This window comes from Luteibacter aegosomatissinici, assembly GCF_023078495.1.
Lineage (GTDB): Bacteria > Pseudomonadota > Gammaproteobacteria > Xanthomonadales > Rhodanobacteraceae > Luteibacter > Luteibacter aegosomatissinici.
Window position 1 is genome coordinate 1,838,326 of the sequence record NZ_CP095742.1, and the last position, 26,795, is coordinate 1,865,120.

Here is a 26,795-nt window from a genome sequence, read left to right on the forward strand (position 1 = left end):
TCACGGCGGCTTGGGTCACATCACCCATTGCCATTGTTCCGTCTGTTCCTTGTGGAATTCTTTTGTGCTTTTTTCGGGTCGGCTTAGCTGGTGGCTTCCAGGCGTATGCGCACAAGCAGGCCACGGCCGGGCGGCCCGTCAAGCAACGCGATCTGGCCGTCGTGCAGTTCAATGGCGCGCTGTACGATGCTCAAGCCAAGGCCGTAACCCATGGCTTTGTCCTGGGCCCCGCGCTGGAAGCGGTGAAATACCAGGTCGCGCAGATCAGGCGAAATGCCCGGGCCGTCATCACAAACGGTGATGACGATGGTCCGGTCATCACGATGTATATCGATGTCGACACCGCTCCGTTCCGGTGTGTGCCGCAGCGCATTCTCCAGCAGGTTGCGCAACATGGCGGTGAGCGCCACCTCGTGCCCGATAACGCGCAGCTCTGGCTCCTCGTGGGTAAGGCTCAGCGAAATATCCTTCTCGCCGATGAGCAGTGCGAATTCTTCGACCACCTCGGTGGCGAGGGATACAAGATCGAGGGACACGCGTTGGTCCGCGGCAGCGCCGGCCTCGAGACGCGCAATGGCGAGAATCTGCTCGATGCGCCGGCCAAGCCGGCCCAGGCTGCGCCGGGCCTTGTTGAGTGTGAACCCGAGCTCGTCGGCATCGCTTGCGATGAGTGCGCTTTCAAGGTGGATCATGGTGGCTGCCAGCGGCGTACGCAGCTCGTGCGCCACGTCGCCTGCGAAGCGATGCTCGCGTTCGAGTGCATCTTCCAGCCGTTCCAGCTGCTGGTTCAGTGCGGCAACCAGCGGCTTGATTTCGTCGGGCGATCGTTCGAGCGCTATCGGTGTCCGGCTGCGCGGTGCCCGGGCTGCCAGTAGCCGGGTCAGCTTGTCCAATGGGCGCAGGCCTTGCCTGACGGCGAGGCTGGCGAGGATGGCCAGCAAGGGCAGGCCGATGACGAGCGGCAGCGAGTGCTCAAGGATCAGGCTGCGGGTAATTTCCGACCGGTTCTCCGCGCGCTCGCCGATACGAATAGTGAGGTCGAAGCGGTTGGTGAGGGTGAACAGCCGCCAGTTGGCCCCCTTGTGCTCGATATCGCTGAAGCCGCGCTCATCGGCGTGCGGCGTGGGAAGGTCGGCCAGGTTGGCCGTGGCGGCGATCAGGACGCCATGCGCGTCATATGCCTGGAACCCCACTTCCGGCTCGTAGCTCTTGGGGTGCACGGCGACGACTACCGTGCCGCGCTGGGCATCGGTCGCCAACTGCAACGCGTGGTGGGCATCCTCGTCGGTGTAGCCTTTTTCGTTATAGGCGATGAGCGTGCCCAAAGTCCGCCCTGCCTGGGCGAGGCGGCCGTCGAGCAATCGGTTCATCTCGTGCTGCTCGCGCTGGTAGCTCAGGACGCCCAGCGGTATGAGCACGATGACCTGCACGAGGATGATCAGCCACGTTAGCCGGGCGCGCAGGCTGGGCGCGGTCATTTCGGCTCCCTTGGCATCATGTAGCCGATACCACGTACCGTGTGGATGACATCGGGGCTGAGCTTGCGGCGCAGCCAATGCACGTGGACTTCGATGGCGTTACGTTCCACGATCGTGTCGAAGCCGTAGATCGATCCTTCCAGGCTTTCGCGGCGCACGATGCGCCCCGCGCGCTCCATCAGTACACGAAGCAGCGCGAACTCCCGGCGCGTCAGGGTGATCTTCTGCCCGTGGTATTCGACATCGGTGGTGCCCAGGTCGAGCACGAGGTTGCCAACCGCCACGCGGTTATCCACCAGGCCCTGCGCGCGCCGGGTGAGCGACCGGATCCGCGCGGACAATTCACCCAGATGGAACGGCTTGACCAGGTAATCGTCGGCCCCGGTATCCAGGCCCTTGATGCGCGCTTCGGGTGTGTCCCTGGCGGTCATCACGAGTATCGGCGTCTTCACACCCGCCCGGCGGCCTTCCATCAGAAGCTCCAGGCCGTCCTTCCCGGGTAGGCCAAGATCCAGCAAAAGCAGGTCGAATGACGGATCCGACATGGCGCTGGCGGCCGTGCGGCCATCCGTCAGCCACGTCACGGCATACGACTGGTGCTCCAGCGCGTGCTTGATGGCCTCGCCGAGTTCAATGTCGTCTTCGATAAGAAGGATGTGCATGGCCGCGTGGCTGCGAAAAGGGCATAAAGACGACGAGGATGCCGGCGAAGTCTTTTCCCAACCTTTTGTGAACGATTTCGACAGTTTAGCGGCCCCAGCCTTTCCTGGTCATTCCATGTCCGGGTCCGGGGCCCCGGGGTCACCGCCGCCAAGGGCCTTTCGCACCAGCTTGTCCACTCTTACGACATAGCTCCCCGTGTCCGCCAGCGAGCCGCTACCAGCCTTGTCGCTGAAGTAGACCACGGTACGGGTGTGGTCGCAGAGCGCCGCCACGACATCAGGCGCCTTGGGGTGCAGGGCGCGTTGTTCGGCTGTGGGTGGCTCTTCGCATAGGGTTGCGTTGGGGCCGGGAAACGTGCCGACATACACCTCGACACGGTCTGGAGCCGTCGTTGCGGAAGGGCCTGCCAGGGGATGCCCGGAGCGGTCTGTTTCTACCAGTCGTCCGTCGGGGTAGTGCACCAGGAAGGGGATGTGGTCCATCTGCCCGTTCCAATGGTCGTAGGTATCGGTCGCCTGCGCTTCGGTCCTTATCACCGCTGAGCATGCCGAGGCGAGCGAGGTGATGGCTAACGCCATGCAGGTATTTCTGATCGTAGCTTTGCCGGGTTTCATGGTGCCGCCTTGTGAAGATGGCTCTTCGGGTGGGCAGCATGTTCGGAGCGAAATCTTTTCTGTGGCTTTTGTGTTTCGCGACCCGGCTAAGAATCGTCTCACTCTGCGGTGCCGCGTAAAGACGTCCAAATGCTGAACGAAATGGCGGGAAACGGTATGTTCCGCTCGTCGTAAGTGTGCGCCACGTCTTGATTTAGGTCCTTTTATGCGGCTGATCCTGAATTTGGTGCGCCGCGCTACTTGCAACTGTCATGGCCGCTGGCTAGGTTCGCCCACATGGGCACTTTCCTCGCCAACCTCATGCGCCGCGCCGCTTGCACGTCCTTCGTGCTGCTTGCCTTGTTCGTCGCGTGCGTGTCGGTGCAGGCAGCGCCTTGCGATACCCCGTTGGAGCACGTTGTCCACGCTGCCGTCGTCCTTGATGACACCGCCAGCGGCGACGATATCGATCCGACCCCGTCGCTCGAAGACAACACGGTCAGCCTCGACGACACCTTCGATGTGCCCCCCGAGCACGCGCTTCCCCTCGCGCGCTCCGCCGCCGCGCACCCACCAGCGGTGACGCCGGATCCCCACGCGCACCACCACAGCTTCGAGCTGCGCCCTCCCATCGCGTAAGCCCCCGGTGCGCGCTGCGCACCCCATGTAGGAGCGCGCCCTGCGCGCGACATCTTTTCGCGAGGCGTCGCTGGTCCCCAGGCTCTTCCGCCGCCGGTGATCGCGCGCAAGCGCGCTCCTACAGATGCTGTTTGCCCCCTAATCGAATGTATCGGCGCGCCGTTCGGCGGCACGCCAGCGGGCCCTTATGCCCGCAACCCCCATCCCTCAGCAAAGAGAGAGAAACACCATGGAACGTCTCATCCAGGGCTTCGACCAGTTCCGCCGTGACATGACCAGCGAGCAGCGCGAAACGTTCGCGCGCCTGGCTTCCGGGCAGACGCCGCACACGATGTTCATCACCTGTGCCGACTCGCGCATCATGCCGGAGCTGATGTTCAACGCGCAGCCGGGCGATCTGTTCGTCTACCGCAACGTGGGTAATATCGTGCCGCCGTACGCGCAGCATGTCAGTGGCGTTGTTGCAGCTATCGAATACGCCGTGACCGCGCTCAAGGTGCAGCACATCGTGATCTGCGGCCACTCCGATTGCGGCGCCATGAAGGCCCTGCAAAACCCGGCCGCCCTGAAGGGCAAACCCTCCGTGGAGCAGTGGCTGAAGCACGCCGATGTGGCGCGTTACGTCGTTGCCGAGAACCGCCCGACGATCCAGGGCGAGGAAGGCCTGCGTTACCTCACCGAAGAAAACGTCGTAGGCCAGCTGGAGCACCTGCGCACGTTGCCCGCCGTGGCTGCAGCCATGGCGAATGGCAGCTTGCGTATCCACGGCTGGATCTATGACATCGCGAAGACGGAGATCACCGCCTTCGATCCGCTGGAAGGCCAGTTCCGTCCGCTCGCGACGGATCCGGCCGACGTTCGTGATGCTACGCCGCACGCACGGTTCTCCGTGCCGGTGGCGGTGGCGTCTGCCGCTTAAAGGAAGCTCCCTATGCGCACTTATTTCTCCCAGGGCCTGTTTGGCCGCGACCTCCTTGGTTCGGTGGTCGTTTTTCTTGTCGCACTGCCGTTGTGCATGGGTATTGCCATCGCATCGGGCATGCCGCCCAGCGCCGGCCTCATCACGGGTATCGTGGGCGGTATCGTCGTAGGCGCCATTGCCGGTTCGCCGCTGCAGGTCAGCGGCCCGGCGGCGGGCCTCGCGGTCCTGGTGTTTGAACTGGTGCGCGAGCACGGCGTGGCCGCCCTTGGTCCCGTCGTGCTCCTTGCCGGCCTGATCCAGGTGGTGGCCGGATTGTGCAAGGTCGGTGTGTGGTTCCGCATGACCTCGCCGGCCGTGGTGGCCGGCATGCTGTCCGGCATCGGTATCCTGATCGTGGCGTCGCAGTCGCACGTGCTGATGGATGCCATCCCCATGGCCCGTGGCCTGGAGAACTTCGCGGCGCTTCCGGGGGCGGCCTTCGAGGCCGTGACTGGTGCGGGTGAAGGGCAGGGCATGACCGCACTGTTGATTGGTCTTGGCACGATCGGCATCATGTTGGGCTGGGAGAAGCTGCGCCCGGCCAAGCTACGCTTTGTGCCAGGCGCATTGCTGGCGGTGATCGCCATGACGCTGACCGCCCAGCTGGGCGCGTTGGATGTGAAGCGCGTGGATGTGCCGGCCAACCTGTTCTCGGCGGTGAGCCTGCCGAGCATGGGTAGCCTGTTCGGTCTGTTCGATAGTGCCCTGCTGGTGGCGGCGGTGACGTTCGCATTCATCGCCAGTGCCGAGACGCTGCTTTCCGCCGCCGCGGTGGATCGCATGCACGATGGTGCACGCACGCAGTACGACCGTGAGCTGACGGCACAGGGCGTGGGCAACATGATCTGCGGCTTCCTCGGCGCGCTGCCGATGACTGGCGTGATCGTGCGTAGTGCGGCCAATGTGCAGGCCGGCTCCGCCACGCGCATGGCTACCATCCTGCACGGTACCTGGCTGCTGGGCTTCGTCATGCTTCTGCCGTGGCTGATGCGCATGACCCCGGTATCGTGCCTGGCCGGCATCCTCGTGTTTACCGGCGTGAAGATGGTGAACCCGAAGCAGATCAAGGATCTTGCTGCCTACGGCAAGGGCACCGCCGCGGTCTATGTCGCGACCACGGTGGCCATTGTCGCTACCGATCTGCTTACCGGTGTCATCGTTGGCTTCGGTCTGTCGCTGTTCCGCCTGGCGCTGCTATCGTCCAAGCTGAAGATGGACGTGAAGCACCACGACGAGCCTGGCCATGCCACGCTGCACCTGGAAGGCTCTGCCACGTTCCTGAAGGTACCGACCATGGCTCGTACGCTGGAAGGCGTGCCGCCGAACACCCGCCTGCAGGTGTCGATGGACCAGCTTCTGCACGTGGACCAGGCGTCGCTGGAACTGCTGCGCGAGTGGGGCCGCAATGCTTCCAAGCGTGGCTGCGAGCTGATCGTGGATTGGCAGGAGTTGAACCGCCGCGTGGAAGGTAACCGCCAGGCGGCGTAACCAGGACCATATCGCGCACAGCGGTGCCCCTGTAGGAGCGCACCCTGTGCGCGACATCTTTCGCGACCCCGTGTCAGGGCTATGTGGGGTGTCGCGAAAGATGTCGCCCACAGGGTGGGCTCCTGCAGCACGGGGTGATTCTGCCGCTTGTCAGGCTCTGGTTTTCTGCTTGTACGCGCAGAGATCCACGATGGCGCAGGTGGGGCATTCCGGTTTGCGCGCCTTGCATACGTAGCGCCCATGCAGGATCAGCCAGTGGTGGGCGTCCTGGATGAATTCCTTCGGGATCACCTTTTCCAGCTTGTCTTCCACCTTGCGCACATCCGGGCCAGGCGCCAGGCCGGTGCGGTTGGCGACGCGAAAGATGTGCGTATCCACCGCGATCGTGGGCTGGCCAAACGCCGTGTTGAGTACAACGTTCGCGGTCTTGCGGCCAACACCCGGCAGCGATTCCAGCGCCTCGCGTGATTCGGGCACCTCGCCGCCGTACTGGTCGACGAGGATCTGGCTCATGGCGATCAGGTTCTTCGCCTTGTTGTTGTACAGGCCGATCGTGCTGATATAGCTCTTCAGCTTTTCCAGGCCAAGCTTCAGGATCTTTTGTGGCGTGTTCGCCACGGGAAAGAGCTTGCGCGTGGCCTTGTTCACGCCCACATCGGTGGCCTGCGCGGACAGCGCCACGGCGGACAGGAGCTCGAACGGCGTGGTGTATTCGAGTTCCGTTTTCGGATGCGGATTCAGCTCGCGCAGGCGGGTGAACATCTCGATGATGTCGGCCTTCTTCACGGCGAATCCTTCTTCTTGGCTTTGGCGCGGGCCAGGGCTTCGAGTACGGCGTTGCGGGCTGCAGGCGCGCCGACATCGCGCTTGCTTGCGGCCAGTTGTTCATCGCGCGCGGCACGCTCGCGCGCCAATCGAACCTCGCGGCGCTGGAAGTGCGCGCGGGCGGCATCGGCATGGGCGCGGTCATCAGCCTGCGCCAGCGGCATGGGATCGAGCGTGATGCAATCGACCGGGCAGGCGGGCACGCACAGCTCGCAGCCGGTGCACAGGTCGCTCATGACCACATGCATCACCTTGGCCGCGCCCAGGATGGCATCCACGGGGCAAGCCTGGATGCATTTGGTGCAACCGATGCAGTCAGCCTCGATCACCCGCGCGAGCATGCGGGGCTTTTCCGCGCCGCGCGAGGTATCGAGCGGGATGACGGGCTGATCGAGCAGTGCCGCCAGCCGTGCGATCCCCAGTGCACCGCCTGGCGGGCACCGGTTGATCGGTGCCTCGCCCGTGGCGATAGCCTCGGCATACGGGCGGCAGCCATGGAACCCGCATTGCTCGCACTGGGTCTGCGGCAGCAGGTGGTCGATGCGATCGGCAAGCGTTGGCGTCATGGCTGGCGCAAAACCGAAGCGTTTTAGCGAACGGTGGCGCCCGGTGCCGCACCCTGGTCGGCATCCAGCAGGAACAGATCCGCACCGCCGTCACCGGCGGAAAGGATCATGCCCTCGGACAGGCCGAAGCGCATCTTGCGCGGCGCGAGGTTGGCGATGAAGACCACGTTGCGGCCCACGAGCGTTTCCGGCTCGCCATACGCGGCGCGAATGCCCGAGAAGATCTGGCGCTTGCCCAGCGGGCCTGCATCCAGCTCGAAGCGCAGCAGCTTGTCCGACCCCTCCACGAACTCGCAGGCGAGCACCTTGCCGATGCGCAGGTCGAGCTTGGCGAAATCGTCGATCGAGATGGTGGCGGTATCGGCGGGAGCGGCGGCGGTATCAGTCATGGCTTTCGGTGCTTCTTTGGGCTTGGTTTTCTTGGCGTCCGCCTTGGCGGCCTCTCGGGCCTGCTCGGCGGGGCTGAGCGATTCCTTCGATGCGTCGACCATCGCTTCGATCTTCTTGGGATCCAGGCGGCCGAACAGCGGCGAGAAGGCGTTGACGGTATGGCCGAACAGCTCGCGGCGTGCGTCGGCAAACGATTCGATGGGGCCGCCGAGGAAGGTCTCGGCCGCGGCGACGGTCACCGGGATGATCGGCTTGAGCAGGCCCGAAAGAAGGCGGAACGCATTCAGCGCGAACGTGCAGACCTGCTGCAGCTCATCGCGGCGTGCTTCGTCCCTGGCGATAACCCACGGAGCCTTCGCGGCGATGTAGCCGTTCACCGCATCGGACATGGCGACGAAGCGGCGGGTGACTTCCGCGTATTCATCCGCTTCGTACAGGGTCTCGACACCCTCGTACTGCGCGAGCAGTTCGCCCCACAGCGTGGTGGCCTCGTCGTCAAAACGATCGGCCAGCTTGCCGGCGAAGTGCGTGTTCACGAAGCCTGCGGTGCGGCTGGCGATGTTCGCCCACTTGCCGACCAGGTGCGAGTTCACCCGCTCCTCGAACGACTTCAGGTCCAGGTCCACATCGACCGGCTGCGGGCCGAGCATGGTGGCGAAGTAGTAGCGCAGCGCTTCCGGGTCGAGCCCCGAATCCAGGTAGGTACGCGCCTGGATGAAGGTGCCGCGCGATTTGGACATCTTCGCGCCGTTCACCGTCAGGTAGCCGTTGACGTGCAGGGCGGTGGGCACGCGCAGATCCGCGCCGTGCAGCATCGCCGGCCAGAACAGGCCGTGGAAATTGATGATGTCCTTGCCGATGAAGTGGTGCATCTCGGCGGTGCTGTCCTTGCCGAGGAAATCATCGAACGCCAGGCCCTTGCGCTCGCACAGTGCCTTGAACGAGGCGAGATAGCCGACCGGCGCGTCGAGCCAGACATAAAAGAACTTGCCCGGTGCGTCGGGGATCGGGAAGCCGAAGTAGGGCGCGTCGCGGGAGATATCCCAGTCGCGCAGGCCACCATCGATCCACTCGGCGAGCTTCGCGGCCACGCTGCTGTCGGCCACGCGCTTGCCACCGGTGAGCTTGCCGGCGAACCAGTCGCGCAGCAGCTGCTCGAACTTGCCCAGCTCGAAGAAGTAGTGTTCCGAATCGCGCAGGATGGGCGTGGCGCCGGACATCACCGAGTACGGGTTCAACAGCTCGGTAGGCGCGTAAGTCGCGCCGCAGTTCTCGCAGTTGTCGCCGTACTGGTCGGGCGTACCGCACACCGGGCAGGTGCCCTTGATGTAGCGATCGGGCAGGAACATGTCGCGGGTGGGGTCGTACAACTGCTGGATATCGCGGCGCGCGATGTAGCCGCCCTCGCGCAGTTTCAGGTAAATCGCCGTGGCGATCTCCTGGTTCTCCGGCGAGTGCGTGGTGTGGTACTGGTCGTAGCTGAAGTGGAAATCGGTGAAATCCGCTTCGTGGCTCGCGCGAATGCCCGCGATGTATTCCTCGGGCGTCTTACCGACCTTTTCGGCGGCCAGCATGATCGGTGTGCCGTGGGCGTCTTCGCCGGCCACGTACCACACCTCGTTGCCCTGCATTCGCTGCGCCCGCGCCCAGACATCGGCTTCGATATAGCCAAGCATGTGGCCCAGGTGCAGCGGGCCATTGGCGTAGGGGAGGGCGTTGGTGACGAGGATGCGGCGGGCCATGATTCGCACGGTCGGCTGTAGGACCGGGGATTATGGCATGGCCCGCCGTGGCGTTACTCGGCGCGGACCCATTCCTGGCTGCGGCCGAGCAGCGAGAAACCGATATAGCCGTGGACGTCCAGCTTCTGGCCGCCATCGACCAGGGTGAGGGTGACCTTGTAGATCTTGCCCTTGGCCGGGTCCAGGATCTGGCCGCCGGACCATTCATCGCCGCTCTTCTTCAGGCCCCACATGATGGTCATGCCTTCGATGGGCTTGCCCTTGCGGTCGCCATCGCACTCGTCGCAGACCGGGTGCGGGCCCTTGTCGGACTTGAGCACCTGCAGGACCTTGCCTTCCAGCAGGCCGTGGTTCTCGGTGATCTCGACGATGGACTTCACCTCGTGGGTCTTGTCGTCGATGGTCTTCCACTTGCCCACCGGGGAATCGGTGGCGGCAAGGGCGGGGAGGGCTGCGGTCGCGAAGGCGAGGGCGGCGGCGGTACGGATCAGGTGCTTCATAGGCTCGTGGGCTCCCCATACGGTCAGGTACGGCCGGAGCCTGACGAAGCCGCCCCAGCCCGTCAAGCTGCAACGCGCCACCCGGCAATATTCAGCGTCGGAGCCCACCCAGTGGGCGACATCCTTTCGCGACGACGCCACAGGCCCCGCTGCTGTTCCACGGCCAGCATCGCCCGCAGCGTTCGGCCCCGGCGGGGCCGCCCCGCCACGGGCGTGCCATAATCGCGTCATCTTAGGTTTTCCTCATTTCCCCATGTCCCAGGCCAGCGAAACCCTTGTGCGCGGCGTGCTCGACCGCGTCATCGACCCTCATTCCGGACAGCCCCTGAGCACCTCCATTCGCGCCGTGGGCGTGGATGGCGACCGCGTGTCGGTCGATATCCAGCTCGGCTATCCGGCCGAGGGCTACGTGGCCCAGGCCGCCGCCGACGCGAAGGCGGCCCTCGAGGCTGAGCCGGGGATCACGGCGGCCGCCGTCTCCGTGGGCTGGCGCGTCCATGCCCATAAGGTGCAGGGCCAGCTCGCCCCCATGCCGGGTGTGAAGAACATCATCGCCGTGGCCTCGGGCAAGGGCGGTGTCGGCAAATCCACGGTATCCGTGAACCTGGCCCTGGCCCTGACGGCCGAAGGTGCCAGGGTCGGCCTGCTCGACGCCGATATCTACGGCCCGAGCCAGCAGCGGATGCTGGGCCTGTCCGGCAAGCCGGTGTCGCCCGACGGCAAGAGCATCGAGCCGATGAAGGCCCATGGCCTCCAGGCCATGTCTATCGGCGTGCTGATCGAGGAAGACACCCCGATGATCTGGCGCGGCCCGATGGTCACCCAGGCCCTCATGCAGCTCCTGAATGACACGCGCTGGGAAGAGCTCGATTACCTGATCATCGACCTGCCGCCGGGCACCGGCGATATCCAGCTGACCCTGTCGCAGAAGGTGCCTGTCTCCGGTGCGGTCATCGTCACCACGCCGCAGGACATCGCCCTGCTGGATGCCCGCAAGGCGCTGGGCATGTTCCGCAAGGTGGAAGTGCCGGTGCTGGGCGTCATCGAGAACATGGCCACCCACGTCTGCACGAACTGCGGACACGAGGAGCACATCTTCGGCCACGGCGGCGGCGCGCGCATGGCGGAAGAGGCCGGCATCGCTTTCCTGGGTGAGCTCCCGCTGGATATCCGCATCCGTCAGCAGGCTGACGATGGCAAGCCCACCGTGGTCGCCATGCCGGATTCTGATCTCGCGGCGCGCTACCGGGCGATCGCCCGTGGGGCGGCGGCGAAGCTCTCGCTGCAGGCGAAGAACAAAGCGATCTCGTTCCCGAAGATCGTCATCCAGAACACCTGATATCCTTTCCGCTCCAGCGAGGGAGTAACTGTAAGTGAGCATCAAGTCCGACAAGTGGATCCGCCGCATGGCCGAGCAGCACGGCATGATCGAGCCGTACGCGCCTGGCCAGGTCAAGGAGCGCGACGGCCACCGCCTGGTGTCCTACGGCACGTCCAGCTACGGCTACGACGTCCGCTGCGCCGACGAGTTCAAGGTGTTCACCAACATCAACTCCACCATCGTCGACCCGAAGGCCTTTGATAAGGGCAGCTTCGTCGATGTGAAGTCCGATGTGTGCATCATTCCGCCGAATTCGTTTGCCCTTGCGCGCACGGTTGAGTACTTCCGCATCCCGCGCAACGTGCTCACCATCTGCCTGGGCAAGAGCACCTATGCCCGCTGCGGCATCATCGTGAACGTGACCCCGCTCGAACCGGAGTGGGAAGGCCACGTGACGCTGGAGTTCTCGAACACCACGCCGCTGCCCGCAAAAATCTACGCCAACGAGGGTGTGGCGCAGATGCTCTTCCTCGAATCCGACGAGGTTTGCGAAGTGTCGTACGCCGACCGCGGCGGCAAGTACCAGGGCCAGCGCGGCGTGACCCTGCCAAGCACCTGAACGCCTTCATGGTCGCACCCGCGCCCGACACCCGGGCGCGGTAGACTCGCCTTTTCCGCCCGTACCAACGATCCACGGAGACACGCATGACCCGAGTTCCCACCCTGATGGGCCGCATTGCCGCGGCGCTGTTCCTCGCCAGCATGCTGGTGCTCGCCGGCTGCCACCGTGGCGCGTCCAAGGGCGACGTGATCGCCACGAGCTCTGAGCAGGGCAAGTTCGATTACACGCTGAAGGCCTACAAGAGCGGCCAGTTCGAGACCCTCGACGGCGCCGTGCTTTCCGCGGCCGATGCCGGCAGCCACTTTGCCTACCTGAAGGACACCGGCAAGCTGCCGAAGACCGTGCTGCTGCTGCCCAGCGACGATTCGAAGATCCGTGACAACCACCTGGGCTTCATGGCCCGCATGGCGTTGGATTACGGTTTTGCCGTGTACTACGACAAGAAGGGGGAGCTGGTCCGCCTCAACGCGGTTGAGAGCGAAGCCCGCCAGCTGGAAGATACCCCGCACAAGGCCGACCTGCCCGATCGCATGAAGGGCAAGGAAGCATCCAGCGGCGCGTACGACCCGCAGACGCAGCAGTAAACATCGAAGGCCGGCGCAAGCCGGCCTTCTTCGTTACGGCAGGAGCCCACCCTGTGGGCGACGCTGTTCGCGAGAGCGCCGCAGGGCCTGCTGCTCCGAGGCGGAAGATGTCGCCCACAGGGTGGGCTCCTACATCGATCAGCCCAGCACCAGGGCGCGACGCATCCGTTCAGCCATCCCCTCGATATCCGCATAAGGCTCAGCCTTCCCGGACCCCCAAACCGGCCCCGGCCACGCGGCATCCCCCTCCACCCGCGCTACCACGTGCACGTGCAGCTGCCGCACGATGTTTCCCAGCGCTCCAATATTGAGCTTGTCGCACGGCGCCACGGTGCGGAGCGCCGCACCGGCCTGGTCCACCTCGCGCCACAGCGCGGCCCGGTCGGCTTCCGCCAGATCCGCCACCTCGACCAGCCCAGCGTGCCGCGGCACCAGCACCAGCCACGCAAACCGCTGGTCTCGCATCAGCAGTACCCGGCACAGCGGCAGATCGCCGACGACGACGGTATCGCCGGCGAGCCGCGCATCCAGTTCGAACGTCGCGCTCATGCCAGTTCGCGGCCGAAGAAGGCCAGGGTGCGCTCCCACGCGAGCGTGGCGCTCGGCTCGTCGTAGCTGGCCCGAACATCGCAGTTGAAGCCATGGTCAGCCGGGTACACCCAGGTATCCATCTCTGGCTTCAGTTCGCGGTGCTTCTCCACCATCTCAGGCGGGATGGAGTGGTCACGCTCGCCAAAGTGGAAAATGACATTGGCCCTGGCCGGCTCGGTCAGAAACGGGACATCGCGCGAGCCGTAATAGCTGGAGGAGGGCAGGCCCAGGCGCAGGGCGGCCAGCATGGCCACGGTGCCACCCCAGCAGTAACCCACGGTGCCGACCTTTACCTTGTAGGTATCCGCCAGCCACGCCGCCGCGATGCCCACATCCTGCTGGGGCCGCAGCAGGCCCAGTTCGGCCACCATCTTCACGCCCTTGGTCATGCCTTCCTGGTCGTAGCCCGTTTCCACGCCTTTCTCGACGGGATCGAACAATGCGGGAGCGATGGCCACATAGCCGTCCGCCGCGAATCGATCGGCCACGCTGCGGATATGAGCGTTGACGCCGAAAATCTCCTGGATGACGACGATGCCACCTTTCGGCGTGCCCTCTGGCTCAGCGAGGTACGCATCCATGCTTTCGTGGGGGCGGGATGTGTCGAGGATCAGGGTACGACCCATGGGGGAAATCTCCGGGTGGGGTGAGAACGCTGCGCGAAGATTAACCGGGCCGCCGTCCAGAAGTCGTGCGTGGTGGCACAGCCGGACCGGGGCGCCGCAACCGGCTATAATGCGCGGTTTCCCACCCCCGGTACCCACGGCATATGTCCCAGGCCGCCCAGTCCCAGAAGATCGGCTTCGTTTCGCTCGGCTGCCCCAAGGCCCTGGTCGATTCCGAACGCATCCTCACCCAGCTCAAGGTCGAGGGCTACGAGATCGTGCCCAGCTACGGCGAGGCCGATGCCGTGGTGGTGAACACCTGCGGCTTCATCGATTCGGCGGTGCAGGAATCGCTCGATGCTATCGGCGAAGCCCTGCATGAGAATGGCAAGGTGATCGTCACCGGTTGCCTGGGCAAGCGCTCGGAGCTGATCCGGGAAAGCTACCCCGATGTGCTCGCGATCAGCGGCCCGCAGGATTACGCCTCGGTGATGGGCGCGGTGCACGCCGCGCTGCCGCCCACGCGCAACAAGTTCCTCGATCTGGTGCCAGATACCGGCGTGAAGCTCACGCCCAAGCACTACGCGTACCTCAAGATTTCCGAAGGCTGCAACCACCGCTGCAGCTTCTGCATCATCCCGTCGATGCGCGGCGATCTCGTCAGCCGCCCGGTGGACCAGGTGCTGATGGAAGCGGAGAAGCTGGTGAAGGGCGGCGTGAAGGAGCTGCTGGTGATCTCGCAGGACACCAGCGCCTATGGTGTCGATACGCGCTACGCCGAGCGCGAGTGGCGCGGCAAGCCGTACCGCACGCGCATGACCGAGTTGTGCGAAGGCCTCTCGGAGCTGGGCGCGTGGACGCGCCTGCACTACGTGTACCCGTACCCGCACGTCGACGAGATCATGCCGCTCATGGCGGATGGCAAGATCCTCCCGTACCTGGATATCCCGTTCCAGCACGCCAGCCCGCGCATCCTCAAGCTGATGAAGCGCCCCGGCAATGTCGACAAGACGCTGGAGCGTATCCAGAACTGGCGCCGCCAGGTGCCGGATCTCACCATCCGCAGCACCTTCATCGTCGGCTTCCCGGGCGAAACGGACCAGGAGTTCAGCGAGCTGCTCGATTTCCTGCGCGAAGCCGAGCTCGATCGCGTGGGCGCGTTCGCCTATTCGCCGGTCGATGGCGCCAAGGCCAACGACCTTCCGGGCCAGATCGATGAAGAACTGAAGGAAGACCGCCTGGAGCAGTTCATGGCGGTGCAGGCCGAGATCTCGGCCGCCAAGCTGCAGCGCAAGGTCGGCAAGACCATCAAGGTGCTGGTCGATGAGATCGATGCCGAGGGTGCGTGGGGCCGTTCCAGCGCCGATGCGCCCGAGATCGATGGCGCCGTGCGTATCGATGACGGCCAGCTGCTGAAGCCGGGCCAGTTTGTCGATGTGCTGGTGGAAGAGGCCGACGCGCACGACCTTTACGGTCGCCTGGCGTAACGCCCATGCGTTACGTGGCACCCACGCGCGAGCAGCTTGATCGCCGCGTATTGGCCGTGCCGCCGCTGGCGCACTGGAGTGAATTCTCTGCGCTCGTTGCGAGTGATGCCTGGCCGGAAACGGCCGGGCTGAACGCCTTGTTGCCAGCCGATGCGGGGATTCGGTTCGTTGCCCAGGATCGTGCGTTGCTGGATGACGGCCTGCATTACGAAGAGCGCATTGCACGCGGCGCCGTCGCCACGCGCGAGGCGAACTGGCACGATCTCTTCAACGCCTTCGTGTGGCTGCGCTACCCGGCGCTGAAGCGCGCGCTCAACGCACGCCAGGTGGCCGAGATTGCCCGAATGGGCCCGCGTGAGCGCTCCCGCCCGCAGTGTGCGCTTACGCATTTCGATGAGGCGGGCATCATCGTGACCTTGCGTGATGCCACCATGCTGGCCGCGTGGGATCGGCACGACTGGCACACGTTGTTCTGGGTTCATCGCGATGCATGGCTGTGTGGCGACGCCCGCGCGGAGGTCTTCGGGCATGCGCTGCTTGAGCACGCATTGACCCCGGAAAAGCTGCTGGTCGGCAAGGCGCTCGTGGTGCTTGGCGACGGGGATGCCGCCGCCGTGTGCGCGCACGCCATTGCACGGGGCGACGTGCTCAACGATCCACAGGAGCTGCGGCCGTTGCCGGTTTCCGGCGTGCCGGGTTGGCTCGAGGACACGGGAAGCGAAGCGTTTTACACCACGGCCCCGTGTTTCCAGCCGATAAGGGCAGGGCGGATGTACCCGCCTGCCCTGAGGGGCGCTTAGAGCAACCCGTGATCGCGGACGTAATCGCCGAGCAGGCTGTCGTGGTCCACGCCGAGCTTGCGCATGGCATCGCGCTTCTGCCGGCTGATGGTTTTCACCGACTTGCCTTCGCGATCGGCGATTTGCTGTAGCGACTGGCCGTTGACGAAGGCCTTGATGACTTCCTTCTCGCGCGGCGATAGCGGGGCGCCGGGCATGGCGACCGAGTTATCGTCGGCTTCGTTGAGGATGTCGAGCAGCGACTCGCTCAGGTAGGTCTCGCCGTCGTGCACGGCTTTCGCCGCGGTGGCCAGTTCGTCCATCGGCGCGCGCTTATCGACGATGCCGCGCGCACCGCGCGACAGCATCGACTGCAGGGCGGCGGGCCGGTTGACCATGGTCAGGACGATCACCCCGAGGTTCGGGTATTTCTCAGCAATGGTATCGAGCAGGGCGAATCCGTCGTCCTGCTGATCGCTCGGCATGAGAAAATCCGTAATCACGACATCGCAGGGGCGGTCAGCCAGCATGTCGAGAAGCTCGCCTGCGGCCTTGGCCTTACCTACGACATCAATGTGCGCGTTTTCCAGCGCCAGAGCGCCGCCAACGAGTACGAGCGGGTGGTCGTCTGCCAGAATGACTTTCAGTGGCATGCGTTTGTTTCTCCTTCTTTCCTAGCGACGCCATGTGGTTCGATCCGATTATGCCCACGATGGTTCCCCTGACGAAGCCCGCCCGTGACCCGATATCTGCTTCCGTTAATGCTACTTGTGCTGTCAGGCTTGGCCTACGCGGGCCCGGACGTGCCCCTGAGCCCGGAGGATGCCGAGTGGATCCGCCACCACCCGGTGCTCACCGTGGGGGCTTACCGCGAGGGCTATCCACCCTTCGAGGAGCTGCGTGACGGCCAGCTGGAGGGCCTGGGGCCGGATTACCTGCACGAAGTGGCCACCGAGCTGGGGGTGACCCTCAAGACCCGGGTCTACGACACCTGGCCCCAGCTGCTGGCGGCCTTGTCGCGTGGCGAGATCGACGTGGCCACCAGCGTGACCCCGCTGGAGCAGGGCATGCCGGGGATCCGGGTGGGGGCGACGTACTTTGAGTCCCTGCCGGCCCTGGTGCAGCGCGCGGACACCACCATCATCCACCGCACCAGCGACCTGCGTGGCAAGCGCCTTGCCGTGCACGCGGGCTATTTCGATATGGCCGCCCTGCGTCGCGAGTTGCCTGACACCACCCTGGTTGAGGTGGGATCGACCGCCGAGGCCCTTCAGCGGGTCCGGATGGGTGAGGTGGCGGCCTACATCGACAACCCCTATTCAGCCCGCGCTTTCGTCACCCGCCTGGGCATGGAGCACGAGCTGCATGTGGGCGACCCGCTGGCGCTGCCGATCAGTGCCCTGGCGCTGGCCGTTCCCGCATCCGAGGCCCCGCTGGGCCGGGCGATCGACCACGCCCTTTCCGACCTCACGGCGGCGGACCACGGCCGCCTGCGCGCGCCGTGGGTGGGGCGGGACATCGCACCGCGCCCCCGGCAATTCGCCATCCCGCTGAGTGAACGAGAGAAGGCGTGGCTGCACGACCTGCCGCCCCTGCGCCTGGGCGTGGATCCCAGCTATGCGCCCTTTAGCCTGATTACGGGGCAGGGCCAGGCTGAGGGCCTATCGCTGGATTACGTTCGTGAGATCGCCGCCGAGCTTGGGCTGCGGCTTACCCAGGTTCCCAGCGAGAACTGGCTGGGCACCGTGGCGAGCGTGAAGCGGGGCGATGTCGACCTGGTGGCCGCCATCAATCCGCAGAGTGCCACGTGGCCGTACCTCGAGCCAAGCACGTCATACCTCGATTTCCCGATCATGATCGTGACCCGCGAAGGCGCTCCCGTCATTGCCGGGCGTGATGACCTGGCGGGAAAGCGGGTGCTTGGCAACACCGCGCGTGAGCCCATCCGGCGGCTGCTGGGGCGGATCCCGGGTGTCACCATCGTCCCGGTCGAGACAGAGGAGGAGGGACTCCGCCGGCTGGCCGCGGGCGATGGCGACGCCTTCGTCGGTAACCTCGCCTCGGTCGATTACCTGATTCGTGAGCATTTCCTTGGCCAGTTGAAAGTGGCCGCGCCGACCGGTGACAGCGAGGCGATCGCCATCGGCGTGCGCCGTGAACTCGCGCCCTTGCTCCCGTTGATCAACCGCGTGCTGGTGAACCTGCCGACACACCGGCAGCAGGAGATCCGCAACACCTGGTTTGCCTCGCACTACGTGGTGGGCCCCACCTGGCGGGAAATCGCCAGCCGCGTGCTGCCCTTCGTCGCCGTCCTGCTCGCATCGTTGATCGCCATTAGCTACGCGTACCTGAACCTGCGCCGCGAGACCCGCCGTCGCGAGCGCACCGAGCGCCGCCTGGCGGAAGTCACCGCCCATGTGCCCGCCGTCGTGTACGAAGCGGTGCGCGATACGGCAGGGCAGTACCGCATGGCCTACGTGGGCGGCGATCCGCAGACGCTGCTGGGCATGGAGCCCGGCCAGTTGCTGGAGGGTGCGGGCGATAGCCTGCTGGCACCGGTAGCGCCGGAAGACCGCGATGCGCTGCGCGAAGCCTTCGAGCGCTCGGCACGAGAGACATCGCCGCTGCATGTCACCGTACGTGCGCAGGTTGGCGAGCGGGTGCGTTACCTCAGTTCGGATGCGGTTCCGCTAGCGGCTGCCGACGGTAGCGTGCGCTGGAATGGCTACTGGGTGGATGTGACGGCGCAAGAGCTCGCGTCCCGCGGCATGGCGAAGGCGCGCGACGAAGCCGAGGCCGCGACGCGTGCGAAGAGCGATTTCCTCGCCACCATCAGCCACGAAATCCGCACGCCGATGAATGGCGTCATCGGGTTGCTTGATGTGCTGGAGCGCACGCCGCTCGATGGTGAGCAGCGACGCATGGTCACGACCATCGAGCACTCGGCCGAAGCCTTGATGCACATCCTTGATGACGTGCTCGATTTCTCGAAGATCGAAGCCGGCCATCTCGCGCTGGATCCGCGGCCTTCCGATCCGCGGGCACTGGTTGAAGATGCGGTGGCGATCATGGCCGGCCAGGCGCAGGCCAAAGGGCTCGCCATCGAAGTACATATCGACGATGCGCTGGCGCCGGCCGTGCTGGTCGACGATGGCCGCCTGCGCCAGGTACTACTGAACCTGATCGGCAATGCGATCAAGTTCACGGTCGCGGGCCACGTCAGCGTCGCTATCCACGTGGACCAGGAACACGGCGGCCGGCAGCGCATCCGGTTTGTCGTGAGCGATACGGGCATAGGGATCCACGCGGCGAAGCTGCGGCATGTGTTCGCCCCTTTCAGCCAGGCGGAATCATCCACGACGCGGCGGTTCGGTGGCACCGGGCTGGGCCTGAGCATCTCGCGGCGCCTTATCGAACGCATGGGCGGCCACATCGTGATCCAGAGCGAACCCGGCAAGGGTACGGCTGTGACGGCCACGGTGGAGTTGCCGATCGCGGACCCGCTTGCGGTCGCGAGACCCGTCGTCGTCGAGGAATCACGGGAGGTGTCTGCGCCGGCGCAGCCTGCGCGGATCCTGGTCGCCGAAGACCACCCGGTGAACCAGCAACTGGTGCGTGCACAGCTTGCCATGCATGGCCTGGGCTGCGAGATCGTGGACGACGGCGTGGCGGCCCTGGCCGCGATCGCGTCCGCCGATTACGACCTATTGTTGGTGGACTGCCACATGCCACGCATGGACGGCTATGAAGTGGCCCGCGAAGTGCGCCGTCGGGAGCAGGGCACCGGGCGCCACCTGCCGATCGTGGCCATGACCGCCGATGCACGGGCGGATCAGCGCGAACGGTGCCTGGCGGCGGGTATGGATGACCTGTTGCGCAAACCCATCCGGCTGGAGGCGTTCCACGCGGCGGTATCGCGCTGGCTGGGCGCCGTGGCGGCCGAACCCGCCGTGGGTGAAGCGACGGTAACGCCCGCGGTCGCGATAGATTGGGAGCGCATGCGCCGCGCCTTTGGATCGGACGACAACGTCACGACCGTGATCCGCGCCGGTGCCGCGGCAACGCGCGAGGCGTTGGCGCGTTTTGACGATGTCATCGCGGGCGGTGACGCGGAGCGCGTCGCCGGCTGGATCCATCACGTGCTGGGCGGCGTCAACGTGTTCGGCGATTCCGCGGTTGCGCGTGAAGGCGAAGCGCTTGAGCTTGCGCTACGAGAAGGCACGCCGCTCGATGTGGATGCCGTGTCGCGCTTCGCGGCCCACGTAGAGGCGTTCACCGAACAACTGGAGCAGGACGCTGCCGCGCCTTACAGATAGCTGACTGCGATGACGGCAAACCTGGTGGGGCCGCCCGGCAACACCGCTTCGAACTCGTCATCCACGCGCTTCTTGAGTACGGCGCGTGCCAGCGGTGAATCGATGCTGATCCAGCCTTGCTTCGCATCGGTTTCGTCGGGCCCCACGATCCGGTAGCGCACCGTTTCACCCGTCTCCACGTTCTCCAGTTCGATGATGGCGCCGAAAAAGACCGCATCCGCCTGCGATGGCGTGGCTTCGACGACCTTCAGCACCGGAATACGCTTGCTCAGGTAGCGCGCCCGGCGGTCAATCTCGCCGAGCTGCTTCTTGCGGTAGGTGTACTCGGCGTTCTCCGAGCGGTCGCCCTCGGCGGCCGCGGCGGCAAGGGCCTTCACGACCTCGGGCCGCACGACGTGCCACAGGTGGTCCAGTTCGGCCTTCAGCCGCTCGAACCCGTCGCGCGTGATGATGGCCGTCGAGGACGGTGCGGGTGGACGCCAGCGGCTCATGGCGTCACCGGACGCGAAGGGTCGAGGGTATCGAGCATATCGGCCAGGTCCTGCGATACCGGATGGCCGGGGTACGCCTGCAGCAGCGACCGTGCGAGTGCGGCTGCCTGCGCCCGTTCTTCCAGCCGGAAGTGCATCTGCACGGCCAGCAGGCCGTAGTTTGGCGCGCCCATGTCGCCAGGCCACAGGCGCACATAACCGAGGGCCAGTTGCAGGGCGAGGCGCGGCATGCCGCCGTGGGCGGCGGTATCCGCCAGCGGGCCGCACGTGGTCGTCGCGTCGGGCACGAAGCCGGGGTCGATGCCGATGCAGTCCTGCACCACGCCCAGGGCGCGCCGCGTTTCGCCGCCGACCACCAGTGCCGCGATCCATATCTGTCCGTGCACGAGCAGCTCTGGCAAGCGCTCCTGGGCGCGCAGCAGCTGGCGGTAACGCTGGTGAAGCGGGGCAGGCGTGAGGCCTTCGCGGATGCGTTCGGTCAGGATATCCGTCGCGGACGGGATGTCGTCCCGGGCGATCTCATTCACGTGGGCAAGGAGCGCCATGTCATCGGCGGGGTTCGTCGCTTCGACGAGCGCATCGGCCTCCGGTCGGTAGCCCAGTCGTTCGTGATGGTGGTGGATCAGTGCACCCATCAGGTGGAAGGTGTACAGCGCCAGGTAGTTGGCGATCAGGTAGTACACCAGCGTGCCGAGGAACATGGGCCCGCGTTGCTGCATGGCGTACTGCGCACCCGCTTGCAGGAGACCGGTGGCCAGCACCACGGCGAACAGCTTGAAATAATCCACGCCGATGCGGCTGATCGCAGCCACCCACGTCAGGGGGTTCAGCGCGGCGGCGACGCCATCGAACGTCAGCGACATGGTCATTACTGGCAGCACGAAGGCCACGACCAGCGATACGAGCAGGCCCGACACGCCGAACACGAGCGGCGAAAGAATGGCCAGCGCGTTGCCGGTGAGCTGGATGACGATGAGCGCCAGGGCTGCCTTGTCCTCCGAGTTCATCGCCATTTCCGGCGGATCCGCGAAGCCGTCGGCGGTATGCCGAAGGCACGCGAACGCGTACGTGTACAGGGCGATCCAGCCTAGCCCCACCACCAGCAGGCGCAACGGCATCATCGGGAAGTACGCGAGCAGGTCGAACACGGCGATGGCGCCGATCGTGACTGGCGCCGCACCGCGCAGCGGGTAGCGGAAGCCGGTGATGATCCGCTGGTGGAAGGGCACCGATGCGTCGGCGAGCGCTACCCTGGGCACGGTTAGCGCTTTCCACCAAAGATGCTGCCCAGGATGCCGCGAACGATCTGCTGGCCCGCGCGCGACCCTGCGGTACGCACCATCGATTTGGCCATCGTCTCCAGCATGCCCTGGCGGCGCTTGGTGCCGAAGACGGCATCGCGCACGGCGTCGCCCCAGCCATTGCCTTCGTCGTCACCCTTGTCGGCATGTTTCACGGGCGGTGCGGCATCATCGTTCTTCGCCGTGGCGCGGGCCGCGAGCATTTCTTCGGCGGATTCGCGATTCACGGCGGTGTCGTACTTTGCACCCACCGGTGAGCGTGAGCGCACCGTGGTCCGCTCCTCGGGCGTAATGGCGCCGATGCGGCAGGCAGGAGTCGCAACCAGCACCTTCTGCACCGGCGACGGCACGCCGCCCTCGCCGAGGGTGGATGCAAGCGCTTCGCCGGTGCCAAGCGTGCCGATGGTTTCGACCACATCCAGTTTCGGATTCTTTGCAAACGTCTCGGCGGCCGCCTTCACTGCCTTCTGGTCGCGCGGTGTATACGCCCGCAAGGCGTGCTGTACGCGGTTGCCCAATTGGCCCAGGATCTCCCCCGGCACGTCGTCGGGATTCTGTGAGCAGAAATACACGCCGACGCCCTTGGAGCGGATCAGGCGGACGACTTGCTCCACACGCTGGCGCAGCGCTGGCGGCGCATCGTCAAACAACAGGTGCGCCTCGTCGAAGAAGAACGCCATCTTCGGCACATCGAGATCGCCGACTTCCGGCAGCTGCTCAAACAGCTCGGAGAGCAACCACAGCAGGAACGTCGAATACAGGCGCGGCTTGAGGATCAGGGTATCGGCGGCCAGCACGTTGACCACGCCGCGCCCGTTCATGTCCTGGCGCATCAGGTCGGCCAGCTCCAGCGCGGGCTCACCAAAAAAGTTGTCTGCGCCGTCCTGCTCGAGCTTCAGCAGCGCACGCTGGATAGCCGCGATGCTCTGCGCGCTGATCAAGCCGTAGCGGGTTGAAATATCCTTGGCGTGATCCGCGGCGAAGCCAAGCATCGCGCGCAGGTCGCCCAGGTCGAGCAGCAGCAGGCCTTCGTCATCGGCCACGCGGAACACCACCTCGAGCACGCCCTCCTGGGTGTCGTTAAGTTCGAGGATGCGCGAAAGCAGGGTGGGGCCCATTTCCGACACGGTCGCCCGCACGGGGTGGCCGAGCTTGCCGTAGATATCCCAGAACACCACCGGATTGGCCTGCGGGGCCCAACTGGTGAGCCCCAGCTTCGCCAGACGCTCCTTGAGCTTGTCCGAGGGGGCAGCGGCCGGTTGGGAAAGGCCGGCCAGGTCGCCCTTCGCATCGGCGAGGAAGCACGGCACCCCAAGGCGCGAAAAGCCCTCGGCCAGCAGCATGAGGGTGACCGATTTACCGGTGCCGGTGGCGCCCGCGATCATGCCGTGGCGGTTGCCGTAGCGGGAGTCCAGTTCGACGGCGGTGGTGTCGTTGCGGCCAACGAGGATGCCTGGCATGGTCCGTTCCTTATGAATGTCCTGAACAAGTCTACGCAAGGATGCGCCGTTACGGAGAATTTTCCGCTTCGCCGCTTGAGTCACGTAGGGTTACGGCGTAACGTTGCCGGCATTGTCTGACCTGGTCCCACGCATGGCGCTTCACGCTCGTTACGCCCTTCTCCTGCTGCCCCTGGCGGTCCTCGCGGGCTGTGCTTCGGGCGCCGCGCCCAAGGCCGGCAAGGCGACGCCGGAAGTGAATGCGTTGTACGACCGGATGAACCAGGCAAGCAAGGGGTACGAGGCGGCGATCGACCAGGCCCGCCGCGGCGATACCGACCAGGCGGCGCGCACGCGCAAGCAGGCCCTGGACCAGCTCAAGGATGCGTCGGCCCGCTGTGGCCTCACGCCGGGCTGCGATCCCCAGCGCTTTGCCGCGGTGTTCGACCGCCTGCTGCGCCTGAAGGACGGTAGCTTCATCGAAGGCGAGGATTCTGACGACACCGAGCAGAGCGCCGAGGTTGGTGCCCAGCCGGGTGATGCCTCAGGTTCGGTGGTGCTCAACGCGCTCCCCGAAGCCCAGCGCAGCGTCACGCTGCTGAAGGGGCAAAAGTTCTCCGACATGATGGTGATGAACGGCCCCGTGAAGGCCGCGCTGGAGATGTGGCTGACCCAGCTGCGTCCGAACCTCATGGATGCCTACGTCAATTACCAGATGATGCGCTACAAGATGTGGCCCGCGTACCAGAAGGCCGATCTGCCCGAAGCGCTTTTGTTCGGCATCATGGCCAAGGAATCGGGCGGCAAGGTGCACGCCGTGTCGCGCTCCGGTGCATCGGGGCCCTTGCAGTTCATGTATGCCACCGGCTTGCGTTTTGGCCTGTCCAGCGATGGCGGCTTCGACCAGCGCTTTGATCCGCAGCTCGCCGCGCAGGCCAATGCCGAGTACATCAATGAGCAGCTCGGTGCATTCAACAACAACCTCGAAATGACCCTGGCCGCCTATAACGGTGGTGAAGGGCGCATGCGTCGCATCGCGGCCGGCAGCCCGGGGGCAGGCTTCTACGACCCCTCGATCTACGGGCAGATGTCGGCGGAGACGCGGGATTACGTGCCCATGGTGCTGGCGGCTGCCTGGCTGTTCCTGCACGCGGATAGCTATCACCTGAAATGGCCGAAGCTGGATGGTGCGCCGGGACAGATCACGCTTACCCGGTCTGCGTCGCTTACCGAGCTGACCGTATGCCTCGGGTCCTCCGACGACATGCCCGAAGGCTGGTTCCGCACATTGCGTAACCTAAACCCGCGGCTGGATCCGCAGATGAGCCAGCCGGCGGGTACCCGCCTGGAGGTGCCCAAGCAGCTGGAGAAGGCCTACATGGCCAGTTGCACGGATGGCCCGTGGCCCATCCTGGCCAGCGACCTGCACAACGCCGTGAAGATCCTGGCGCCGCCCCCGCCTGCAGCGACCTCGGCTGCGCTTGCCTCGGGCGGCGCGAACGGGCCGAACGGCCCGGGCCCGCAGTACCAGTACGGCAGCGGTTCGTCGTCATCGTCGAAGAGCGCACGGGGTTCGAAAAGCTATACCGTCCGCAAGGGCGATACGCTCGTCAGCATCGCGCGTGGCAGCAGCTGTGCCGACGTGGAGGACATTGCGAAGATGAATGGGCTCAAGACCCATTCGCTCAGGGTGGGGCAATCGCTGAAGGTACCTGTCTGCCGCTAGGCGGCGGACTCAGGCCAGCGCGGACGGTTCCATCCACTCGGCGCCGAAGTCGCGGCGGTCCGGTGTGGAAAGTTCCTTGATCTGGCGCATGAGGCGGAGCACCTGGCGGTGCAGTTCTTCCATGCCCGGGCGGCGCGAATCCAGCGTCTCGTGGTACACGGCTGCAATCCACAGGGCGACGCCACGCGTTGCGATGAGAGGATTATCCGAGCGCGCCTTGCCCAGGCCCAGGTCAGGGCCGTGACCATACGTGCTGTAACGCTCTTCGGGCGGCGTGCCGTACAGGTGCGGGAAATCGCATGCTGCCGCCTGCTCCATCTCGCGTCGAACCAGTTGCTGCAGGTCCGCATGCGTGCGGACGGGCAGGGCGAGAACCACGCGTTCGATATCCGCCAACTGGCGGCGAAGGCGGATTTCACGGTTCACGGCAATGAGATGAGTAACCAGACGCATGACGACTTCCCCTATACGGCACTGCGTGTCGGGACGCCTACCCATTACCCCATGGCGTCCGAGGGTCGAAGCATAGCCTGCTGTTGCGTCAAATGTAAGACGTTTTCGTCACAATGTGACGCGTAGTGTCAGCCGATTTTAGACGCTACCCGCCCAGTGGCCGAGCCTTTGCCCAACCATAACCTGTTGTTGTGGCTGAAGATTGTCGAACTCGTAACCTTCGGGGAGCAGTAAAATTACGGTAGAGCCCATGTTGAAACGGGCCATTTCGGCAAAGCGTTCCAGCTTCACGCCGCGGGTTCGGCAGTCGGTGCGGATTATGTCCGAGGCATATGGCGGGATCGCCAGGCCATCCCACACCGTTGCCACGCTGGATACGAGGATGGCGCCGACCATCACCGATACAAACGGGCCGTGCTCTCCCTGGAAGCTGCACACCAGACGCTCGTTGCGGGCAAACAGGCGCGGAATGGCTTCGACCGCGAACGGTGCCACGCTGAAGATGCGGCCCGGTACATGCGTCGTTCCGGTCAGTTCACCTTCCAGCGGCATGTGCACGCGATGGTAGTCGCGGGGTGAGAGGTAGATGGTGGCAAAGCTGCCGTTGCGGAACGGTGCGGCAGCGGCTTCGTCGCCAAGCAGTTCGGCCGCGGTGTATTCCTGGCCCTTGGCCTGGAAGATGCGCCCATCGCGAATGCGGCCCAGCTGGCTGATCCGGCCATCGGCCGGGCACAGGATGGCCTGGCGGTCGGGATCGGCCGTGCGGGCGCCCGGCTTCAGCTTACGGGTGAAGAACGCATTGAAGTGCGGGTAGGCCAGCGGATCCGGCTGGGCAGCCTGACTCATGTCCACGTTGTAGTTCCGCACGATCGTCTCGATCAGGAAGTTCTTCCATGGCGCCCATTCCCAGCGTGTCGCCTGGTAGACGATCCGGGAAAGGAAGCGATGCGGGAGGATGTACTGCAACAGGACGCTTGGTTTCATCGGCGGGAGTATAGGGGACTGGCGCCGATGCACCAGCACCCCGCTGCGGCATGACCATGGCGGGTCCCGTGCACATTTTCTTCATCTACCCGCCCCTATAGACGTTTTCGGAGGCGAACCGCACTGGGAATGCGGTCCGCCGCTCTGCACGGCAGGGCCATGAGGCCCCGGGGGTGGGAGCGGAGGAAGGGGGCCTTTCGCAGTACCCGGGCGAACCATGCCCACCCGTGCGCCATGCCGCTCCGGACGGC

25 protein-coding genes are annotated in these 26,795 nt (G+C 65.2%); 10 read left to right on the forward strand and 15 right to left on the reverse strand.

Annotated elements, in window-relative coordinates; all coding sequences use genetic code 11:
* Positions 1-83: 83 nt before the first annotated feature.
* The 3 genes from L2Y97_RS08290 to L2Y97_RS08300 form a co-directional block, all read right to left on the reverse strand.
* Positions 84-1,478, reverse strand: coding sequence for an ATP-binding protein (locus L2Y97_RS08290; RefSeq protein ID WP_247435302.1), 1,395 nt, complete (start codon positions 1,476-1,478; stop codon positions 84-86).
* Positions 1,475-2,140: a response regulator gene (locus L2Y97_RS08295; protein ID WP_247435304.1), complete on the reverse strand. Its 666-nt coding sequence runs from the start codon at positions 2,138-2,140 to the stop codon at positions 1,475-1,477. Before L2Y97_RS08295 ends, L2Y97_RS08290 begins: the two co-directional genes overlap by 4 nt.
* 108 nt (positions 2,141-2,248) lie before the next feature.
* Positions 2,249-2,719: a hypothetical protein gene (locus L2Y97_RS08300; RefSeq protein ID WP_247435307.1), complete on the reverse strand. Its 471-nt coding sequence runs from the start codon at positions 2,717-2,719 to the stop codon at positions 2,249-2,251.
* A gap of 312 nt (positions 2,720-3,031) precedes the next feature.
* Between L2Y97_RS08300 and L2Y97_RS08305 the strand changes: the two genes are divergently transcribed.
* The 3 genes from L2Y97_RS08305 to L2Y97_RS08315 all read left to right on the forward strand — a co-directional run bounded on the left by L2Y97_RS08305 (position 3,032) and on the right by L2Y97_RS08315 (position 5,822).
* Positions 3,032-3,373: a hypothetical protein gene (locus L2Y97_RS08305; RefSeq protein ID WP_247435309.1), complete on the forward strand. Its 342-nt coding sequence runs from the start codon at positions 3,032-3,034 to the stop codon at positions 3,371-3,373.
* Between the two features lie 229 nt (positions 3,374-3,602).
* Positions 3,603-4,292: a carbonic anhydrase gene (locus L2Y97_RS08310; protein WP_343218395.1), complete on the forward strand. Its 690-nt coding sequence runs from the start codon at positions 3,603-3,605 to the stop codon at positions 4,290-4,292.
* 12 nt (positions 4,293-4,304) lie between these two features.
* Positions 4,305-5,822, forward strand: a complete 1,518-nt coding sequence (locus tag L2Y97_RS08315) for a SulP family inorganic anion transporter (RefSeq protein WP_247435311.1) — start codon at positions 4,305-4,307, stop codon at positions 5,820-5,822.
* A gap of 150 nt (positions 5,823-5,972) precedes the next feature.
* Here the strand turns inward: L2Y97_RS08315 and nth are convergent, their stop codons facing one another.
* Genes nth through L2Y97_RS08335 form a run of 4 tightly spaced genes read right to left on the reverse strand, consistent with a single transcriptional unit; the run spans position 5,973 to position 9,845 of the window.
* A complete protein-coding gene (gene nth, locus L2Y97_RS08320) occupies positions 5,973-6,608 on the reverse strand; it encodes an endonuclease III (RefSeq protein WP_247435314.1) in 636 nt (211 codons plus the stop codon).
* A complete protein-coding gene (locus L2Y97_RS08325) occupies positions 6,605-7,213 on the reverse strand; it encodes an RnfABCDGE type electron transport complex subunit B (RefSeq protein ID WP_247435316.1) in 609 nt (202 codons plus the stop codon). Before L2Y97_RS08325 ends, nth begins: the two co-directional genes overlap by 4 nt.
* A 23-nt stretch (positions 7,214-7,236) precedes the next feature.
* Positions 7,237-9,345 (reverse strand): methionine--tRNA ligase, encoded by a 2,109-nt coding sequence (gene metG / locus L2Y97_RS08330; RefSeq protein ID WP_247435319.1) that lies wholly within the window; start codon positions 9,343-9,345, stop codon positions 7,237-7,239.
* Between the two features lie 53 nt (positions 9,346-9,398).
* On the reverse strand, positions 9,399-9,845 hold the full coding sequence (locus tag L2Y97_RS08335) for a DUF2147 domain-containing protein (protein WP_247435321.1): 447 nt from the start codon (positions 9,843-9,845) through the stop codon (positions 9,399-9,401).
* A gap of 253 nt (positions 9,846-10,098) precedes the next feature.
* Between L2Y97_RS08335 and apbC the strand changes: the two genes are divergently transcribed.
* The 3 genes from apbC (at position 10,099) to L2Y97_RS08350 (ending at position 12,372) form a co-directional block, all read left to right on the forward strand.
* Positions 10,099-11,184, forward strand: coding sequence for an iron-sulfur cluster carrier protein ApbC (gene apbC / locus L2Y97_RS08340; protein WP_247435324.1), 1,086 nt, complete (start codon positions 10,099-10,101; stop codon positions 11,182-11,184).
* Between the two features lie 34 nt (positions 11,185-11,218).
* Entirely contained in the window at positions 11,219-11,785 is a 567-nt protein-coding gene (dcd, locus tag L2Y97_RS08345; RefSeq protein ID WP_247435326.1) for a dCTP deaminase, read from the forward strand.
* Between the two features lie 86 nt (positions 11,786-11,871).
* Positions 11,872-12,372, forward strand: coding sequence for a hypothetical protein (locus L2Y97_RS08350; RefSeq protein WP_247435329.1), 501 nt, complete (start codon positions 11,872-11,874; stop codon positions 12,370-12,372).
* A gap of 138 nt (positions 12,373-12,510) precedes the next feature.
* On the opposite strand, the gene L2Y97_RS08355 is transcribed toward L2Y97_RS08350, so the two are convergent.
* Both L2Y97_RS08355 and L2Y97_RS08360 read right to left on the reverse strand, forming a co-directional pair.
* Positions 12,511-12,921, reverse strand: a complete 411-nt coding sequence (locus L2Y97_RS08355; protein ID WP_247435331.1) for an HIT domain-containing protein — start codon at positions 12,919-12,921, stop codon at positions 12,511-12,513.
* Positions 12,918-13,589: a dienelactone hydrolase family protein gene (locus L2Y97_RS08360; protein ID WP_247435334.1), complete on the reverse strand. Its 672-nt coding sequence runs from the start codon at positions 13,587-13,589 to the stop codon at positions 12,918-12,920. The genes L2Y97_RS08355 and L2Y97_RS08360 overlap by 4 nt, the downstream gene beginning before the upstream one ends.
* Before the next feature lie 143 nt (positions 13,590-13,732).
* Between L2Y97_RS08360 and rimO the strand changes: the two genes are divergently transcribed.
* Both rimO and L2Y97_RS08370 read left to right on the forward strand, forming a co-directional pair.
* Entirely contained in the window at positions 13,733-15,055 is a 1,323-nt protein-coding gene (rimO, locus tag L2Y97_RS08365) for a 30S ribosomal protein S12 methylthiotransferase RimO (protein WP_247435337.1), read from the forward strand.
* A 5-nt stretch (positions 15,056-15,060) separates the two neighbouring features.
* On the forward strand, positions 15,061-15,855 hold the full coding sequence (locus L2Y97_RS08370; protein WP_247435339.1) for a DUF3025 domain-containing protein: 795 nt from the start codon (positions 15,061-15,063) through the stop codon (positions 15,853-15,855).
* On the opposite strand, the gene L2Y97_RS08375 is transcribed toward L2Y97_RS08370, so the two are convergent.
* The gene (locus L2Y97_RS08375; RefSeq protein WP_247435342.1) at positions 15,852-16,487 is read right to left on the reverse strand and encodes a response regulator; all 636 of its coding nucleotides are present in this window, start codon (positions 16,485-16,487) and stop codon (positions 15,852-15,854) included. The genes L2Y97_RS08370 and L2Y97_RS08375 overlap by 4 nt on opposite strands.
* Positions 16,488-16,637: 150 nt before the next feature.
* On the opposite strand from L2Y97_RS08375, the gene L2Y97_RS08380 reads away from it, so the two are divergent.
* Entirely contained in the window at positions 16,638-20,150 is a 3,513-nt protein-coding gene (locus tag L2Y97_RS08380; protein ID WP_247435344.1) for an ATP-binding protein, read from the forward strand.
* On the opposite strand, the gene greB is transcribed toward L2Y97_RS08380, so the two are convergent.
* Genes greB through L2Y97_RS08395 form a run of 3 tightly spaced genes read right to left on the reverse strand, consistent with a single transcriptional unit; the run spans position 20,141 to position 23,402 of the window.
* Positions 20,141-20,641, reverse strand: a complete 501-nt coding sequence (gene greB / locus L2Y97_RS08385; protein WP_247435346.1) for a transcription elongation factor GreB — start codon at positions 20,639-20,641, stop codon at positions 20,141-20,143. The genes L2Y97_RS08380 and greB overlap by 10 nt on opposite strands.
* Entirely contained in the window at positions 20,638-21,900 is a 1,263-nt protein-coding gene (locus L2Y97_RS08390) for a hypothetical protein (protein ID WP_247435349.1), read from the reverse strand. The genes greB and L2Y97_RS08390 overlap by 4 nt, the downstream gene beginning before the upstream one ends.
* 2 nt (positions 21,901-21,902) lie before the next feature.
* Positions 21,903-23,402 (reverse strand): helicase HerA-like domain-containing protein, encoded by a 1,500-nt coding sequence (locus L2Y97_RS08395; RefSeq protein WP_247435351.1) that lies wholly within the window; start codon positions 23,400-23,402, stop codon positions 21,903-21,905.
* 133 nt (positions 23,403-23,535) lie between these two features.
* On the opposite strand from L2Y97_RS08395, the gene L2Y97_RS08400 reads away from it, so the two are divergent.
* Complete coding sequence (locus L2Y97_RS08400; RefSeq protein ID WP_247435354.1) at positions 23,536-25,107, forward strand: lytic transglycosylase; 1,572 nt, start codon at positions 23,536-23,538, stop codon at positions 25,105-25,107.
* 9 nt (positions 25,108-25,116) lie between these two features.
* Here L2Y97_RS08400 and L2Y97_RS08405 read toward each other — a convergent pair whose 3' ends face one another.
* Together L2Y97_RS08405 and asd are read right to left on the reverse strand one after the other, a co-directional pair.
* On the reverse strand, positions 25,117-25,560 hold the full coding sequence (locus L2Y97_RS08405) for a hypothetical protein (RefSeq protein WP_247435356.1): 444 nt from the start codon (positions 25,558-25,560) through the stop codon (positions 25,117-25,119).
* 138 nt (positions 25,561-25,698) lie between these two features.
* Positions 25,699-26,544 (reverse strand): archaetidylserine decarboxylase, encoded by an 846-nt coding sequence (gene asd, locus L2Y97_RS08410; protein WP_247435359.1) that lies wholly within the window; start codon positions 26,542-26,544, stop codon positions 25,699-25,701.
* Positions 26,545-26,795 lie beyond the last annotated feature (251 nt).